Raw genomic sequence first — 16707 nt, forward strand, 5'->3', positions numbered from 1 at the left:
TTAAAAATCATATCGTAATTGTACATACACCCTGCCCGTATCCCCGTTGGCAGCTAGTAAACCGTCTCCAGCCTGGTACAGCAATAGCCCGGCTGTCGCGCTCCAGTCGTCCATGACGTCGTACTTTGCGGTGAAGCGTTGGCTTGCTCCGTGTTGACCATGGTCGCCGTTAAGCAGGAAAAGGGCTGTTAGCTCCAGTCGTTCATGAAAACACTCGCGGGTTATTCGGAGGGCAACTTCGTTTTCGGTTTCTTTCGGGTTTTCCGGGGAGGTGTCCAGTGCAGAGTCGTAGTTATGGAGGTATCTTCGGGCATAGTCCAGGCTGATGGTTGTATCAGACAACCCACTGTACTCAAGGCCTATCAAAAAATCTGTACGGGCATAATCTTGGTCTGAGGTCATGAAACGAAGCCCCCTGAAGTTGGCCAGTTCGGCGATATAGAGCATATCGCCTCTGGCGTAACTTGCGCTTGCTCCTGCCATGGTGATCTTTTCATGTTCCATGGTCAGGGGGTCTGTGGAAAGGTAGGTTCCCTCATCATCATGGAACTGTGCGCCATAGAGCGAGATATCCAGGCCCTTGAAGCTTCTGGAGAGTTCCATGGCGATTTCGCAGTTCTCCAGCGTGTTGTCCGGCTCGTTGTCAATGGGACCTGCGGCGCTGCCCGGATAGAAAAAATGGCCGTATACCGGGTTTTCGTTGTAGCGGTGTTCCAGTACGCTCAGAAGATCCAGGTTCCAGGCTCCTATGAATACATCCAGTTTGAGCATGGTCAGGGGCAGGCGGATGTTTTCAATGTCAGTAATACCCATATCCCTGGTATCAACCGGGTTCAGAATATCAGTGACCCGGATGTTATCAGAACGACCCCAGACGACTATCTGTCTGCCGATTTTCAGGTCGATATGGTCAGTCAGGCTGCCCTGGAGATAGAGTTCCCGAAGCTCCAGCTCTTCCTCGTAGCTGCCCAGCACTTCAGAGGTGAAATTGTCCCGTCCCTCTATGGAATATGCAAAATCATAGAAGCCACGGACACCGCCGAAAAATGTCCAGCCAGCCAGTTGGTAGTCGACCTCCAGCATGGTTTCGAGGCGAAGCGATGACAAGCCCTGCCAGTCGGTTTTGTCCGGCTCCGTCTGGAAACGGGTTGTATTGCCTGCTGCAAATAGTTCCACGTATCCACTGAAATAGTCGGTCAGTGGGCTGGACGATGCAGACTCTTCCTGCACGACAGGGGGGTTTTCAAAATCGTCCAGCAGGTCTTCAAGCCCATCTGCTTCAGTGGCATAAGCGGCGCCGTTACAGCAGATAAGGGCCAAGGCAACCGCAAATCTCTCACAGGCCTTTTTCAAGTCGACGGGTTGTAAACAGCTCATCATTGACCGACTCTTGGTTAAAACGGATATTGCGCATGGACAGTATGGTTTGATGGAGAACAGACTTGCCCTTTTTGGTGGTCATGTGAATTTCCTTCTCAGTCCATATGCCATCGATTTGCTCCAGTTCCTTCACGTCATAATATTTGGTCTTCCCGCCATCCTCCAGGTAGTTGATTGACCTGATGACCACGAAATTATCCTGACGAACGAAACTGATTGATTTGGTATAACCAGTCTCATCAATGACGTCCTGGCTGACCGGTACAGAATCGATAACCCAGCATTTCTTACCATAGACTTCAATCTCGGATTGTTTCGGATGAAAGGAATAGTCGTAATCGCTCAGTCGCCTGTCTGTGAGGTCTGCATAGCTGAAATCAGACCCCACAAAGCTGCCGGTCTTGTCCCCGGTCGCGATCCGTTTTACCTTTCTGAGCGCGGGCAGGTAGAGCCACTGGTCATCGTCTTTGCCCGGAGCATCGTAATCATAGGTAAGGAATCCGGTTTCCTTCACGTCTGCAGGCGAGAGGAACATCATCATGCGGTACTTGTCCTCTCCCTTGTCAAGGCCATAGGAGATGAGGGTCCGGGTTCGTTGTGCTCCATTTCTATCGATAAGGATCATCTGGATATCTGAAATGGATCGGTCGCCATCATCGCGCGCATCCACCTGTTCCATGATCTGCCTGGCATCCGGTGTTCCGGCCAGAGTGCCTGTACTGGGTACAAGGAAAATCAGGGAAAGTGTGATGGCCGGGAAAAGGGAGTGCATCGTATTCATAGAGTGTTTCATGATATCCTTCCATTTATCTGCAGTTTCATTGGTCTTTTGTGTCTTGAATAGACGATGCTCAGTAATGCAGGCAACAGGAAAAAATCAGCAGCAAGAGCAAAGATAATGGCGGTTCCGGTAATCATGCCAAAGCGGACATTATTATTCAGGGTGCCGATCATATAGATATAAAATCCTCCGCAGAGTACCAGGCTGGTAATAAACAGAGCCCTTCCTGTGGTCTGCATGGTTTTGTGCACGGCCTTTTCCACATCTGCACTCTGTTGATAGCAACGTTGAAAATGATGCAGAAAATGGATGGTATCATCCACGACAATGCCCAGAACGAGGCTGCCGACCAGCACACTGGAGAGATCAATGGGGATGGACGCAATCCCCATCAGCCCCATCACCAGGATGATCGGGCCGACATTGGCAACCATGCTCAACAGGCCGATACGGATGCGCCCGGCCATGATGATCATCAAGATGGAAATAAGCACCAGGGCAATCCCATAGCTTTCGATCATGCTGGTGAGGGCATTGGTGACGATGGTGACAAAGAGTTTTATCTTTCCGGTGATGGTTATGTCGGCATCCGGGAACCGCTCTTGTAAGAGCTGCTCAACCTGATCGATATACTCTAAATACAGAACCGAATCCTCAAACGGGGCCATGATGGACAGGCGAGCTGTTTGATAGTTTCTGTCGGTGAAGTCTTCCAGATCATCACTGCCGCTGGATTCAAAGAGCATAAGTTCCTGGGCAATAAGCTGTTGGCTTTGGGGAACCGTATAGGCACGTTGGTGATCATTGTGCAAGGCCCGATTGGTTTCCTTGAGCACATCAGGGAGTCCCCATACCTTGCCTGCCCTGATTCCTTCAACTTCCAGGGTGCTGATGTCGGTTATTGTCTGATCAAGGCGCTGTTGAACATCCGGATCATGCAGACCATTCACTTTGCCTGTGTTAATCACCGCCTCAAGCTTGACTGATCCGCCGTTGACCTGATCCAGTTCATCGGTAGCCATGCGGATTTGCGAATCAGCCGGAAACCAGGTGGAAATATTGTGCGAAAAGCGTACATCAAGGGCACAGTACAAAGCCCCGACAAAGAGCAGTCCAAAGCACAGGGCAACGGGTATGGCATGTCGGGTGGTTAGTCGGGCAATCCATGAAAAGATTGCATTGATCGGGGAATGAGCGTCTGCCCCGCCTGTTTTGAGTGTCTTTCTCTGTATTGGAAACAGGGCAATACACACCGGCAACAGCACAATGGTATAGAAAAAGGCAAGAAATACACCGACAGGTGCCACAAAACCAAGCTGGGCAATGGTTGCCACGTCTGAGCAGGCAAAGGAAAGAAGGCCGCAGGCCGTTGTGATACTGGTCATAAGCACAGGCAGGCCGGCAGCACCCATCGCATCGATGATTGCCTGTTGTTTTTCGCCGCACTCGTTATATTTCAGATAGAAAAGCGTCAATATGTGTACGGCGTCGGCAACACCGACAATGAGCAGAAAAGAGGGTAGGATTTCTGTGACCAGGGTAATGGGAAAACCTGCCAGGGCCATGAACCCAAAGGTGGTTACAAGCGAAAGAAAGACGATGAGCAGTGGGTAAATCACCCCTGAGAGTCTTCTGTATAAAAGGCCCAGTGAGAAGATGATCAGGAGCATGGACAGGGGCAGGATCATCCCGAGATCCTTTTCGATTCCAATTTGCAGGGCTGAGACCACGGCCGGGCTGCCAGCAAGATAGGTGGTCAGTCCGGGCTGCTGATATTTGGACACCACGTTTTTGATTGCCCTGGTCACCTCCATGTTCTGGGCATTACTTAAAGGGCTGCCTCCATCGCCTTGTGGAAACGATTCGTCTTCGGCAAAACCTGCCAGCAGATCATCGGATGCTTCTTCCTGATAGGCAACGGTCTTTATAATGATTGATGCCAGGGTGCCGTCACCTGATATCAGGTAATTTGCAAACATGGGATAGTGTGCAATACGCTTTTTTATTTCCTGCACTTCAGCTTCTGTCTGAGGCGGAGTCTCAAAAATATCATCAACATGCAGGGTATCGCCTTCGGCCCAGACAACTCTGCCATTCACAAGACTTGTGATGTCATCCAGATAAGGGACCGTTTGTTCAAGCTCGTGGTGCAAGTTGTAGAGTGTCTGGAAAAAGGCTGTATCCATTCCGTTTTCCGGCCTGAGGGCGATGATGAACAGCTCATCCTGGCCAAACTGTTGTTTGAATTGGTTGTAGGCAATAAGCGCAGGATCAGTGTCACGGAAAAACACTTCATCGCGGGTATCAATGGCCAGTTTGGGCAATTGTGCAGCCAGGCCTCCGGTTAATGCCAGAACCAGCAACAGGGCAATATACTTGTTAGTATAAATGCTCTCGCACAATCTTCTGAAAAGGCCTTCACATTGGGTATGTATGTTCACGAGTTGTCCTCCTGAATGTACATACCGTTGAACAGCAGATCCAAAATATTAGACATGTGGTTGAGGGTTGTGGATACACTCATTTCAGGAGTTCGCAGAAATTCCCGAATTTGACCTATATACAGCGAAAAAAAAGCCTGGGATGCCAGCAGGGAATCAACCTCTTTGCGAATTTTCCCCGCTGCTTTCTCTCTGTCGATTATGGCGGCAACAATAGGAAAATACTCACTGTCCATCTTGCTGATCGAAGGACTTTCATGACTCGGTTCAAACAGGGTATCGCGGATCAGCACCCTGTAGAGCTCACGATTGTGGTCATAAAAGTTCACCATGGCCGTGGCTATGTGAAGCAGGGTGGCCTGTAACCCGGCATCTCTTGGCAGAGTGCCCAGCGCACCGGATAACGTTTCTTCAATATCCTCAGATAAAACAGCTTCCAGCAATGCGGTTTTATTTTTGAAATGCACGATAATGGTTGCCGCCGAGACTCCTGCCTCCTGCGCAATCCCCCGTATGGTGCATTTTTCTGCGCCTTTTTCCCAGAACAGGCTGTGGGCGGCCTGCAGTATGAGTTCTCTGGTTTCTGCTTTGATGTCATCTCGCCTTGTCATGGTCACTCCTGATGGGCCTTGGTAAACTCGTACATACATTAAACATGTTTATCATATATACGCGTTTATTCTTTGCGTCAAGAAAATTTCCATCTCAAGGCATTCGGCAACAGGTATCATAACAGGCCAATCGGGTAGCCAGTGTCTGTCCAGAAATGAGGATTTTTACTCAGGTTCAGGTAAGCGACCACCGGGAGAGACCTATGTTTTGCACATTCTGTGTACTCAGCAGGAAAAAGAAGCCGCTGATGAAAATGGTAACACCAGGAAGAAATTCCAGCTTACATTACTGACCATGAAAGAATGAACCAGAAGCAATCGATGGTAACTAATGGAAATATCGGCATTATTAACCAGGCAATCAGTTACAATCGATGTGTTTAAGAGTTCACTGACCTCATGGAACAATTTGCAACAACACTCCAAGGAAACTACCATTATTATGGTGTCAGTGGTAACTTTGAGAAGATCGGTTCTTTCTGCAATTACAGTTGCAAAACTGTTTTTAAGTGGCTGAACAGGAGAAATAAGGAAATAAAGCTGTAACTGGCGAGGGTTCAAGGGGATTTTACAGAGTTTTAACGCAGCAGTTTTTTTTGACCACCGGGTCTGAAAGAGGAAATCTATCTAGGACAGGAAACAGGAGAAAAAAGATGAAAACGAGAACAACAGTACTGATTATTAACGCGTTGGCTGTGCTTTTGGTTCAATCCGTTATGGCACAGACTCCGAAAGCGGAGTTGAAAAAAATTACGGATTCGGTTTATGCGTATACGGGAGTGCCTGCCGGAACACCCGGCAATGTATTTTCCGCCAATTCAGGGATAGTAATAGGCAACGATGCCGTGCTTGTGGTGGATACTCTGACATCCGCAAAAGAAGCTGAAAATTTTGCGGCAGATATCCGAAAAGTAACGGACAAGCCTATAAGGTATGTTGTGAATACGCACTACCACCTTGATCATGCTCTTGGAAACAGTTTTTTTGCCGACATGGGGGCACGTATTATCGGCCATGTGAAATGCCGTGATGCCGTGATTTCCGGCGGGGATAAGATGCTTGAAAATCCGGCGGCGTTCGGCCTGCCTGAGGATTTCTGGGAAGGCACCCGCATTGTAGCGCCGGATACGGCCTTTGAACGCGGGATGATTCTTGACCTGGGCGGTATTACCGTAAAACTGATTCACACCGGCTTTGCTTCACATTCAGCAGGTTCTGTAATTGTGCATATATCCTCACAGGATGTCCTTTTTGCCGGGGATATTCTTTTTACCGATTTTCATCCTTATATCGGTGAAGGTGATCTACCAGGATGGGAAAAGAATCTTGATTTCATACATGAGATGAATGTCAGTCATATCATTCCGGGACACGGACCTTTATCCTCAAATACAGATATTGAAGACATGAAGGCATATCTGCCGTTTTTCGATAAGAAAGCAAAAGAATTTTGCACCCTGGAAAAAGATGTCGGAAAACTGACCGCTGCCATGCTGGAGGTACTTCCTAAACGGACTGGCGGTGATTTCATCGTGACAATGAATCTTAAAACCCGTTATCTGCCGGACAATGGGGACGGGCAGTCCGGAAAAAAGTAGGCTTCATGTCCTTTCGGTAAAGTATTTTACCTGTATATGAAATTCATTGCATACCGGAGATCGGATGTATTTAAGCTGATAGAACTGATCTGCAACAATTATCTGCTCAGAACGGCAGTAAAAACGAACTGTACGCTAACTCGGCACAGCACAGGGACGCAAAGGGTTCCGGTCGTTGCGTTCCCTCCACCTTTTGAGCCGGTGAGCTTGTGGCTGCCCATAAATGGACTTTTCGGAACCTCTTTTCCTCGCTTGCCTGCCCATTTGTTGCCTTATGCTCAAAAGTTGATCTTCAAAGGTAAGCGAAGACTTCGATATCAACTCCATGGCTGCGGTGACCTATATCACATGCCTCGGAGTCTACGCCTACCTGAACTGGAGCAAAAATAGTTTGTGCTCATAATCAAGGTGATGTCAACTAGTTACAATTACCTTTCTGGTATCAAGCTATTACTGATCAAAGACACTCCCGACGGACTCCCGATATATATACTTAATCGTAATTGGCCAATGCAGGTTTGGCTCACACATAATGTTACAAAACACAACCTCACGTTACAGCAAAACAACACAATAGCGCCCTTTATGACTGTAGTCCCATAAATTTTCTACAGTAATGCTGACGAAAAAGCAGCAGGAAAAACCCAACTCCATTCTAAAAGAATGGAACTGTAGAAAGTGTCTGACCAGAAACGAGGATGTTGTTCAAGTGTAGGTGAACGTAGACTCTGAAAAGACCAGTTATGGCCAGACACGAGATACTAAGGAGGACTACCATGTCTATAACCTTTTCGGGCCTTGCCAGTGGTATCGACACCGCATCCATTGTTGAAAGCATCATTGAAGTTGAAAGTGCACCCATCGAAACCATGGAATCCAAACAGGAATATCTGGAAACCAAGCTTGATGCATATACGGAATTCAACACCTTGCTGGAAACCTTTTACAGCTCGGCCCTGGCGCTCAACGATGAAAGTGATCTCAATACATACGATGTCACCAACAATGGCTCGGAGTATTTTTCCATCAGCACCACCTCATTGGCCAACGAGGGGACATACCGTGTGAAAGTGGTCAGCCTGGCCCAGCAACAGAAAGATATCAGTGAGGATTATATCGCTGACACTGACACAACGCTACTCACAGGTGAATTACAGATAGGTGAGAAAACACTTACCTATGAAAATGTCACTTTCGATGAACTGGTCGAAATGATCAATGAAGGGGACTATGGTGTTTCAGCTACCATCGTGGATGACGGTGCAGAGGATGAGGATGGCGAAGCTAAAGGTTACCGCCTTATGCTCACAGCTGATACGTCAGGAGAAGCCATTGAACTTGCAGGTACCGGCAGTATCACCTTTGATACCGATACCAACGGCCATACCATAGAAGGAACCCAGGCCCATGTGGTTGTTGACGGCGTAGACTATTATGCTTCCAGCAACACCATGACCAATGCAATCAAAGGGGCCAGCATTACGTTAATGGGAGAAAGCGACAGTGCCAGTAATGTGAAAATCGAATCAGATATTGAATCCAATATTACCACCCAATTGGAAGAGCTTATCTCTGCATACAATGCCATTAATACCTATGTAGACACCATTTACGATAGTGATTCCACCCTGGCCAATTCGATGAAAACTATACAGCGCAGCCTTCGTAGCTACCTTACAAGCAGTGATCTGGTCAGCATGGGAGTAGAATCCGACTGGGAGACCGGCGAATTAAGCCTGGATACCAATACGCTTTCCGAAGCTTATGAAGCAGACAGTGAAGGGGTTATTGCGGCCCTTATCGGTGATGATGAAAATGATGGCATCATGACACGGCTCAATGACTTTATGGATGATCAACTGGATTCCGGCACCGGCTTTCTTGCCAATAAAGAAAACAGTATTGACGCTGAGATGGAGCGTCTTGATGAACGTATTGAGGCCATGGAAATCCGTCTGGAAAAACGCCAGGAAACCCTGCAAGCACAATTTTCTGCCATGGAAACATTGATTTCCAGCCTGAACTCACAGGCCGATTACCTGACCAACTTTTTTGAGGATTATTCCAGTTCAAGTTAATTTGTAATTCCAGTATTTGTAACAGGTTGCCGGGTATCTGATATTTACCCGAGCAGACTGGTGCAGCGTATTTGGTTATACGTAAACAAGGCTGATCGCGGATAGATCGGGGGTACTGTGAGCAGTGACCTTCCCCAAGCATACTTTACATATTTTTACGGTAAATTAACGGACATTGACGTGTAAATAACCGATAAACTCATAAGGGATTCTTTATGTACAGGTAGATGCCAGTGCAGGATTACCTGTAATCATTCACTGGTGTTCTCCATCCATATCCTGAGGGAGGTCCTCACCATGGGATCTGCAACTTTTTTGCACAACTATTAATTTCGTCATTACCTGTTAGGTCGTTTCCGATGTCTCCTGAAAACGAAGATTGCCGATCCATTACATTTTTCACTGATAACCGACAAGGCTGCGGGGAGCTTATCAATGCACTCGCCCTGGAAGAGTTCTCTGTCCATTTAGAGGAAAAACCTAAAAATTTTGATCAGATTCATGGTGATAAAATGGACATGCTGATCATTGACAGCTCTAAAATCTCCCTGGAAGAACTCTCTGTTTACCCCCGGATCCGTTCTGTTTTTGACGGGCTTCTTGTTACCCTCATTGATGACATCGATGACATGCTTCAGGTTCTCCTCTATGAACAGGGTGTGGATGATCTGCTTGTCAAACCTGTCAATCCTTTTCTCATGCTGGCTCGTATCCGGGCACTTTTTCGTAGAAATGAACATCGAATAACACCTTCAATGCTTCGCTTCAACGGATTGGAAATCAATGGGGGTGCCAGAACTGCCAATTACCAGGATGAGCATTTGAATTTTACCTCCCGGGAATTTGATCTGCTCTGGTATCTGGTCAGAAATGCCTGCACCACTCTGGACAGAGATCAACTGTACAAAGCGGTTTTTGGTATTGAGTATAATGGATACGACCGATCCATAGATATGTATATTGCCCGTATACGAGCCAAACTCGCCCCGCACCCGGCGGTTGCCCAAATAATCAAAACTGTTCGTGGCAAAGGGTATTTATTCGCAGCAGAACAATGACTGGCATGTGGTATACAGTTTCAAAACGCCAAAACCGCAACCACGTACCATATCAATTCTTTTGCAATAAGAGCAATTCCAGGGGTGGAACAATTGACCTTAACGGTATTACCGGATCTTCCTGTGGGCCACTGGTGAAATTCAACGTCCAGGAATAATTGCCGGAACAATTACTGCAGGTGTAAGGTTTTATTACCACGGTTCCGTCAACATAGTTCATTACCAGAGTGTGGTTAACGGTAGCACCGGGAAAAGTCTGGGTATAGGTAGGACAGCTATCGCCACCTGTGCAGGTCACCACTGCTGACGAGTTGGGATAAACCTCTGTGATATTCATGGTCAGGACACCCTGACTGCAGGAACCGGCCACAGTGACTGACACTGTGGATTCTGCTTTTTCTGAACGACAATCACACGATGAGGTGGTCAAGACAAGCTCTGTAGTTCTATTGAGTTTGTTATAGCCGGCATTTGCCACACCGGATGGGCTCACCTGAATACCTACAGTACCGGTCAATGTTGATGCTTGGGAGTATGTTCCTGAAGAAATATAGGTGTTAAACAGCCTGTGATTATAGAGAATACCGGCATAAGAAGTCTTTACAGGACAAGAGGCAGCTTGCACGCAGCTGGCCGGCAAAGACATCAGCAACAATACCGGGCACAAACACATAGAAAAAAGCATATATTTCATCTGTTCCCCCCCTATTTATGCCTAAACAGTGCCTTTATTACTTACTATAGCACAAACCAGTATAAAACTTGATTATCATCTCTTTTCAGGTATCCATTTCACGCTCTTGATTCATCGTCTCAAAGAGACTCCGCAAAAAAGCGTACATGGTAAAATGTGCATAATTCCATCCATGAGAGAAAGCCACAGGGTTTACCAATATTTTTTCATCGCAATCGCATGTAGTTAGGTGTAATCATGAGAGTACCCGTTGTTTATAATACCGACATGATGAAAAAAACGGAGACTTCATATGAACAATATTCATGAAAAGGACTGGGCTGAGGACAGTTGGGCAGGACACACGGGAATGGACAGTGCTGACGATTACTGCGTTGTTGAAAACAGTGACCCCATTGATTCTCAAAGTAAGCAAACTGTTGACAAAACCGCCCAGGAAGCGCAGAAACACACATAACAGTGGAGCCATACTCAATGTATGCAAACCTCGCAGTGTTGGCGGTTTTTGCTTTCTTTTACTGTGTCACCAGCAGGGGACTTGCCAAAACCCCGTTCAATGGCGCAATCATATTCACTTTTTTCGGCCTGGTTACGAGTCCGCTTGCTGGTGATATACTGCATCTCAATATAGAAACAGAAAACATACGATTACTGGCTGAGCTTACCTTGGCGCTTGTTCTTTTCTCCGATGCTGCCAATGCAAACCTTTCTGTGCTGAAAAAAAATTATCGTATTCCTGAATATCTCTTGCTCATTGGACTTCCGTTGACCATTGCATTAGGTTTTTTAACAGGGATTATATTTTTTCCTGGATGCAGTTTCCTGGAAATCCTTATTCTGGCCGCGATATTGGCACCAACAGATGCCGCACTCGGTTCTGCCGTTGTTTCAGATCAACGGGTACCGGCACCGGTACGTGAAGGCCTGAACATTGAAAGCGGTTTAAATGATGGCATCTGTGTTCCTGTCCTGCTCACACTTCTCGCACTTGCTACAGAAAAAGCCGGCAGCGACCAGCCATTTCTTCTGGCTGTGGAGTACGCTTTGGAAGAAATAGGCATCGGTATGCTTGTGGGAGCGTCGGTAACCCTTGTTGGGGCACTCCTGCTCAAGGCAAGTATTCGCTTTCATCTTATCAATGAAATCTGGCTTGAGTTACCAGTAATAACACTCTCCATGGCCTGTTTCTCAATTGCACAGGTGCTAGGTGGTAGTGGCTTTATTGCCGCTTTCTGTGGTGGCCTCGTCTTTGGTGGTTTGCCCTGGGCATATAAAGAAGAACACCTGAAAGCTTCAGAAGCGGCTGGAAATGCTTTATCTCTGCTGACCTGGGTCATTTTTGGAACAGCTGTTATCAGCAAAGCTTTAGGATCATTCACCTGGCAGACCTTGGTTTATGCCCTGTTAAGCCTCACCATTGTGCGCATGCTTCCCATATACCTTTCCCTCGGCAAATCGGGTCTTTCAAAAAGAGAAAAACTGTTCATTGGCTGGTTTGGTCCACGAGGGCTTGCCACTGTTGTGTTTGGGGTCATGGTTGCCAATGCCGACCTCCCACATGGAGAAACCATTGTCATGACTGCTGTCTGCTGCATTGTACTCAGCATCATACTGCATGGCATAACCGCCAATCCGCTTATTGCGATTCTGGCCAGACAAAACAAAAAGTAGTTCACTTTTTAATGAAGATATTCCGTGCACTGAAAAATAATATGATATGAAGTGGACATCGGGTAGAATATTTTAAATATCTCTTCAGCTTTTCAAGGTGCTGTCAACCCAAAAGGTTGCAGTTTACCCCCGAAATAGTGACGATGGAGGTTTTTTCAACCTCCACAGGGATAGTTTAATGAAACATACCCTGCCCGTATTACTTTTTGTTACTGTTGTCAGCCTCCAAGCCTGTGCACCAGTGGGTCCTGATTTTACAACCCCAGCAGTCCAGTGGCCAAAAGACTGGCAGACAACGGATAAACAAAATTATTCTTCAAACACTGCACAGCTCGCCGAATGGTGGAAAATATTATCTGATCCAACACTTGACGAGTTGATCACCCTTGCTCTGGACAACAACAATAGTCTGGAAATTGCAGGCTTACGGATTCTTGAAGCAAGAGCCCAGTTAGGGGTAGCAACAGGCTCGCTTTACCCACAGTCCCAATTGGCCACAGGCCAAAGCATATACCTCTCTCCACCAGACAATAGCGGAGTAAATTCAAATTACTGGAACCATTCCCTTGGAGCATCCGCGTCCTGGGAAATCGACTTCTGGGGAAAACTCCGTCGAGGTGTTGAATCGGCTGATGCCGCGTATCTGGCATCAATAGAGGAATATGGCCAAGCCAGGATGCTTCTTGTCAGCCAGGTCGTAGAAAGTTATAGCGCCCTCAGGGTAGCAGAAGAACAACTGCGCATCACCACCGACAACATCAAACTCCAGGAGAGAAGTTATAAAATAACTGAAGTCCTTTATCGTAACGGAGACAGCTCAGAGCTTGATGTCCGGCAGGCCAAAACTCTTCTTTTAAGCACCCAGGCATCACTTCCTGAATTTGAAATCAAACGTACCCTGGCACGTAACAGCCTGTGCGCTCTACTTGGAAAAATGCCAGGGACATTAACCCGGATGCTGTCTGAAACATCCGCAATTCCCTCCGTCCCCATGGCTATTACCATTGGCATTCCGTCTGATACCCTGAGAAATCGACCTGATATCAGGGCTGCAGAATATGCTGCCATGGCACAGAATGCCCTGGTTGGTGTAGCAGAGGCTGGATTATATCCGAGCTTCAGCCTGACAGGCTCAATAGGATTGTCAGCCGGCAGCCCTACAGACAGCAGTATCGGCAGTCTTTTCGAATCAGATGCATTAACCTACACCATTGGCCCCTCTTTTATCTGGCCGTTTCTCAACTATGGCAGAATAAAAAATTCCATCAGAGTACAGGATGCACGGCTGCAACAAGCCCTTATTAACTACCGTGAAACCGTTCTCCAGGCCGCCAGAGAAGCTGAAAACGCCCTGGCTCAACTCGTTGGCACCCGCAGGCAAACTACCCTGCTTGGAGAAACCGTATCTTCAGCAAGACATTCTGTTGAACTCTCCATGCTCCGCTACAACGAAGGCTTTTCAGATTACCAGAGAGTCCTTGACTCCCTCAAATCCCTGTATACTCAAGAACAGCGCTATATTATTAACCAGGGCGCAATGATCTCTAATCTTACGGCATTATACCTAGCCCTTGGTGGTGGTTGGCTGAGTTCTCCCGGTAACACAAAAGTTTCCAAAACCAGCCGTGAAACAATGGTAAATAGAACAGACTGGGGAAACGTCATCCAAACTGTGGAAGAAGAGACGGACAACTACGATTCACGGTAGAAAACACATCTTTCAGAAATATTCAGCACGGATATATACATGAACGATACGAGTAGCGATGCAGAAGTAAAGATTGCAAGAAGATCTGATAAACAAAGAGATCCGGTCCGCACATGGACCTGGATTGTCCTTGCTCTGTGTGTTGTATTGATTATTTGGTATCTTCGTGCTGACCGCATTACACCCTTTACTTCACAGGCTCGAGTAAATGCCATGGTAGTCCCCATAGCACCGCAGGTTGCCGGAGTAGTCACCGAGGTACTGGTCACCAACAATCAGCCAGTCGAGGAAGGTCAGATATTGTTCCGGCTTGACGATCGAAATTACCGGCTTGCCGTCCAGGCAGCCGAGGCACAGTTTGCCGGTGCTAAGCAGGCAATGTCCGCAGCTCGCTCAGCAATAGATGCTGCAATGGCACAGGTAAACACAGCCAAGGCTAATCTTGAAAGAGCCAATAAAGACGCAGAACGAATGCGCAACATTAAAAATCAGGATCCTGGCGCCATATCCCAACGTCGACTGGAAATGTCAGAGGCATCACTTGCTTCAGCTGAGGGTAGCCTCGGTGTAGCACAGGCCAACCTCCAGCAGGCCATTGATAATTATGGAACCGAGGGCGATCGAAACTCCCGCATCCTCCAGGCTCAGGCCAATCTTGATCAGGCAAAATTTAATCTGGAACGAACTGTGGTGAAAGCTCCGGGAATGGGAGTGGTCTCAGGGGTAAAGCTTGACAAGGGAAATTATGCAACCGCTGGTTCACCGCAGATGACTTTTATCGGCACCGGAAAGTATTGGGTCCAGGCTGATTTTACAGAAAACAATCTTGGCAATCTGAAACCGGGAATGACTGCAGATCTGGTATTTGACATTTATCCAGGTAGGGTATTTACAGGTACAGTTCGGGAAATCAGCTACGGTGTTGCAGTCGACACCACCCCACTTGGTGAACTTCCAACCATCCAGAACCAACGTAGCTGGTTGCGCGAAGCCCAAAGATTTCCTGTATTAATTGACTTTACTTTGCCCAAAGAGGTGGAAGGACAAACCTTGAAGATTGGATCGCAGGTTACCGTGGTTGCTTATACAGGTGATCATGCATTTTTCAATCTGTTGGCCAGAATGCTTATTCGTCTGTCGGCATTGTTAACCTACTCATATTAAAGAGTGCCTGTCCATACATGAGCCCCTCTGGAACAATAACGGCTGAAGCCAACGACCTCGCCAACCGACGTATTCTCAGGTTAGCACTTGGTACAGCACTGGCAATGGCAGTCTCGCAACTCTTTGACTGGCCGCTATCCTTTATTACACCAATCATTGCAGGCACACTGCTGTCGTTGCCGCTACCCCGTCCGTCCTTCAAGTTGACAGCGCTATTCCTGGCCTCTCTGGCAGGGATCATGCTTTGCAGCTTTGCCCTGCTGCCGTATCTCTATTATGCAAGGATAGCTGCTATTCTGCTGATCGGCCTAGGATTATTCAACACATTTCTCTTTACGGCAAGTGGGGGATCAGCGTTACTTGGTACATTATTTATACTGGGCTTCACGCTGTTGACAACTATAGGGAGTGTAAATATTGATGCTCTGTTGAGCCTCACCTGGGGACTGTTATGGGCAATTCTGGTTGGTTTCGTCTGCGTGTGGTTCGCTCATATTCTGCTGCCCGAAATTCCGTTACCTGTACAGTCAGGAACCGGTCCCAAGCAAACTCCGGCAGAGAAGCCTCTCCGGCACGAAGCGATCCAAGGAGCATTCCGCGCTCTGACAGTCGTGTTCCCGATTACAATACTGCTGCTCATCAGTAGTAACAGCAGTGCATATACTGTTATCATGATCAAGGTCGCCACAATGGGGCAGCAAGCTTCTGCAAGTAAAAGCAAAGAAGTGGGCAGAGAGCTCATTGCTTCCACCATATGGGGAGGTGGATCCGCTATTATTGCCTGGTTCGCAATGAAAATTTTTCCGTCATTAGTACTTTATATACTTCTCATTGCACTCTCGTCACTGATCTTTGGAAAAGTCATCTTTAAAAACGCAGGTATGCATCCAAAAGCAGCCATGTGGCAATACGCTTTCATTACCATGATGACAGTTCTTGCTCCAACAGTCGGCTCAATGGCAAATGGTACCAGTGCTTCGGACAAATTCTGGTTGCGCCTGGCACAATTCTTTTTCGTGGCTCTCTACGGATGGGTTGCTGTATCGGTGCTCGATGCCTTTGCCCGCAAACGACACGCCTCTCCCATAAATGAACAAACTCCCCCTACATAGTGGACACATATGATCCTTACTTATAAAAAGAATTTGGGTAAGACTGCATATTTTTAGATAGTGCCTGACCGAAAACCAATTTACACAGTAAATACAGCCAAATAACTCATATGTGAGTAGGCGAAGATTTTTGTATTACAAGCTATATTCATTTTGACAAATGCCGACGGACTACGTTAACATGCCGAAAATATGGAATTTGTGTGGAATTCATTTCGATTGTCTGCGCCAAAAAGCAGGCTGTGTACCAAAATCTTCAATCTGAATCATAGCATGAGACAAACAAAACATCCTCAATTAAGAATAGGTGAAACTCCTATCGCTGAAGTCAAAATTGATTTCAAATCTCGTGATGACATACCACCCTTGCTTTTGGGGCTTCAATACATCTACACTACGGCTGATCTTCGT

General features: G+C 47.1%; 13 protein-coding genes. 8 read left to right on the top strand and 5 right to left on the bottom strand.

The window, feature by feature from the left end; genetic code table 11:
- The 4 genes from G493_RS0111770 to G493_RS32155 are packed head-to-tail and all read right to left on the bottom strand — an operon-like array spanning position 1 to position 5213.
- Positions 1-1380, bottom strand: coding sequence for a DUF1302 family protein (locus tag G493_RS0111770; protein WP_153306491.1), 1380 nt, complete (start codon positions 1378-1380; stop codon positions 1-3).
- Positions 1337-2173 (bottom strand): outer membrane lipoprotein-sorting protein, encoded by an 837-nt coding sequence (locus G493_RS0111775; RefSeq protein WP_232363756.1) that lies wholly within the window; start codon positions 2171-2173, stop codon positions 1337-1339. Before G493_RS0111775 ends, G493_RS0111770 begins: the two co-directional genes overlap by 44 nt.
- Complete coding sequence (locus tag G493_RS0111780; RefSeq protein ID WP_028580551.1) at positions 2170-4602, bottom strand: efflux RND transporter permease subunit; 2433 nt, start codon at positions 4600-4602, stop codon at positions 2170-2172. Before G493_RS0111780 ends, G493_RS0111775 begins: the two co-directional genes overlap by 4 nt.
- Positions 4599-5213 (bottom strand): TetR/AcrR family transcriptional regulator, encoded by a 615-nt coding sequence (locus tag G493_RS32155; RefSeq protein ID WP_028580552.1) that lies wholly within the window; start codon positions 5211-5213, stop codon positions 4599-4601. The genes G493_RS0111780 and G493_RS32155 overlap by 4 nt, the downstream gene beginning before the upstream one ends.
- Positions 5214-5866: 653 nt before the next feature.
- Between G493_RS32155 and G493_RS0111795 the strand changes: the two genes are divergently transcribed.
- The 3 genes from G493_RS0111795 (at position 5867) to G493_RS29010 (ending at position 9947) form a co-directional block, all read left to right on the top strand.
- Positions 5867-6811, top strand: coding sequence for an MBL fold metallo-hydrolase (locus tag G493_RS0111795; protein ID WP_028580553.1), 945 nt, complete (start codon positions 5867-5869; stop codon positions 6809-6811).
- Positions 6812-7587: 776 nt separating this feature from the next.
- Complete coding sequence (fliD, locus tag G493_RS0111800) at positions 7588-8889, top strand: flagellar filament capping protein FliD (RefSeq protein ID WP_028580554.1); 1302 nt, start codon at positions 7588-7590, stop codon at positions 8887-8889.
- A 359-nt stretch (positions 8890-9248) separates the two neighbouring features.
- Complete coding sequence (locus G493_RS29010; RefSeq protein WP_051309258.1) at positions 9249-9947, top strand: response regulator transcription factor; 699 nt, start codon at positions 9249-9251, stop codon at positions 9945-9947.
- Positions 9948-9999: 52 nt separating this feature from the next.
- On the opposite strand, the gene G493_RS0111810 is transcribed toward G493_RS29010, so the two are convergent.
- Complete coding sequence (locus G493_RS0111810) at positions 10000-10641, bottom strand: hypothetical protein (RefSeq protein WP_028580555.1); 642 nt, start codon at positions 10639-10641, stop codon at positions 10000-10002.
- 292 nt (positions 10642-10933) lie between these two features.
- On the opposite strand from G493_RS0111810, the gene G493_RS33390 reads away from it, so the two are divergent.
- The 5 genes from G493_RS33390 to G493_RS0111835 all read left to right on the top strand — a co-directional run bounded on the left by G493_RS33390 (position 10934) and on the right by G493_RS0111835 (position 16296).
- Entirely contained in the window at positions 10934-11098 is a 165-nt protein-coding gene (locus G493_RS33390; RefSeq protein WP_153306492.1) for a hypothetical protein, read from the top strand.
- Between the two features lie 17 nt (positions 11099-11115).
- Positions 11116-12312 carry a cation:proton antiporter gene (locus tag G493_RS0111820; protein WP_028580556.1) on the top strand — a complete coding sequence of 399 codons (1197 nt, stop codon included), beginning with the start codon at positions 11116-11118 and terminating at the stop codon, positions 12310-12312.
- Positions 12313-12490: 178 nt separating this feature from the next.
- Positions 12491-14020 (top strand): efflux transporter outer membrane subunit, encoded by a 1530-nt coding sequence (locus G493_RS29015; RefSeq protein WP_035274271.1) that lies wholly within the window; start codon positions 12491-12493, stop codon positions 14018-14020.
- Positions 14021-14059: 39 nt separating this feature from the next.
- Positions 14060-15184, top strand: coding sequence for an HlyD family secretion protein (locus G493_RS0111830; protein WP_028580557.1), 1125 nt, complete (start codon positions 14060-14062; stop codon positions 15182-15184).
- Positions 15185-15201: 17 nt separating this feature from the next.
- Positions 15202-16296: a DUF2955 domain-containing protein gene (locus tag G493_RS0111835; RefSeq protein WP_028580558.1), complete on the top strand. Its 1095-nt coding sequence runs from the start codon at positions 15202-15204 to the stop codon at positions 16294-16296.
- Positions 16297-16707: the final 411 nt, after the last annotated feature.

The organism is Desulfogranum japonicum DSM 18378, from assembly GCF_000429945.1.
Taxonomy (GTDB): Bacteria; Desulfobacterota; Desulfobulbia; order Desulfobulbales; family Desulfobulbaceae; genus Desulfogranum; species Desulfogranum japonicum.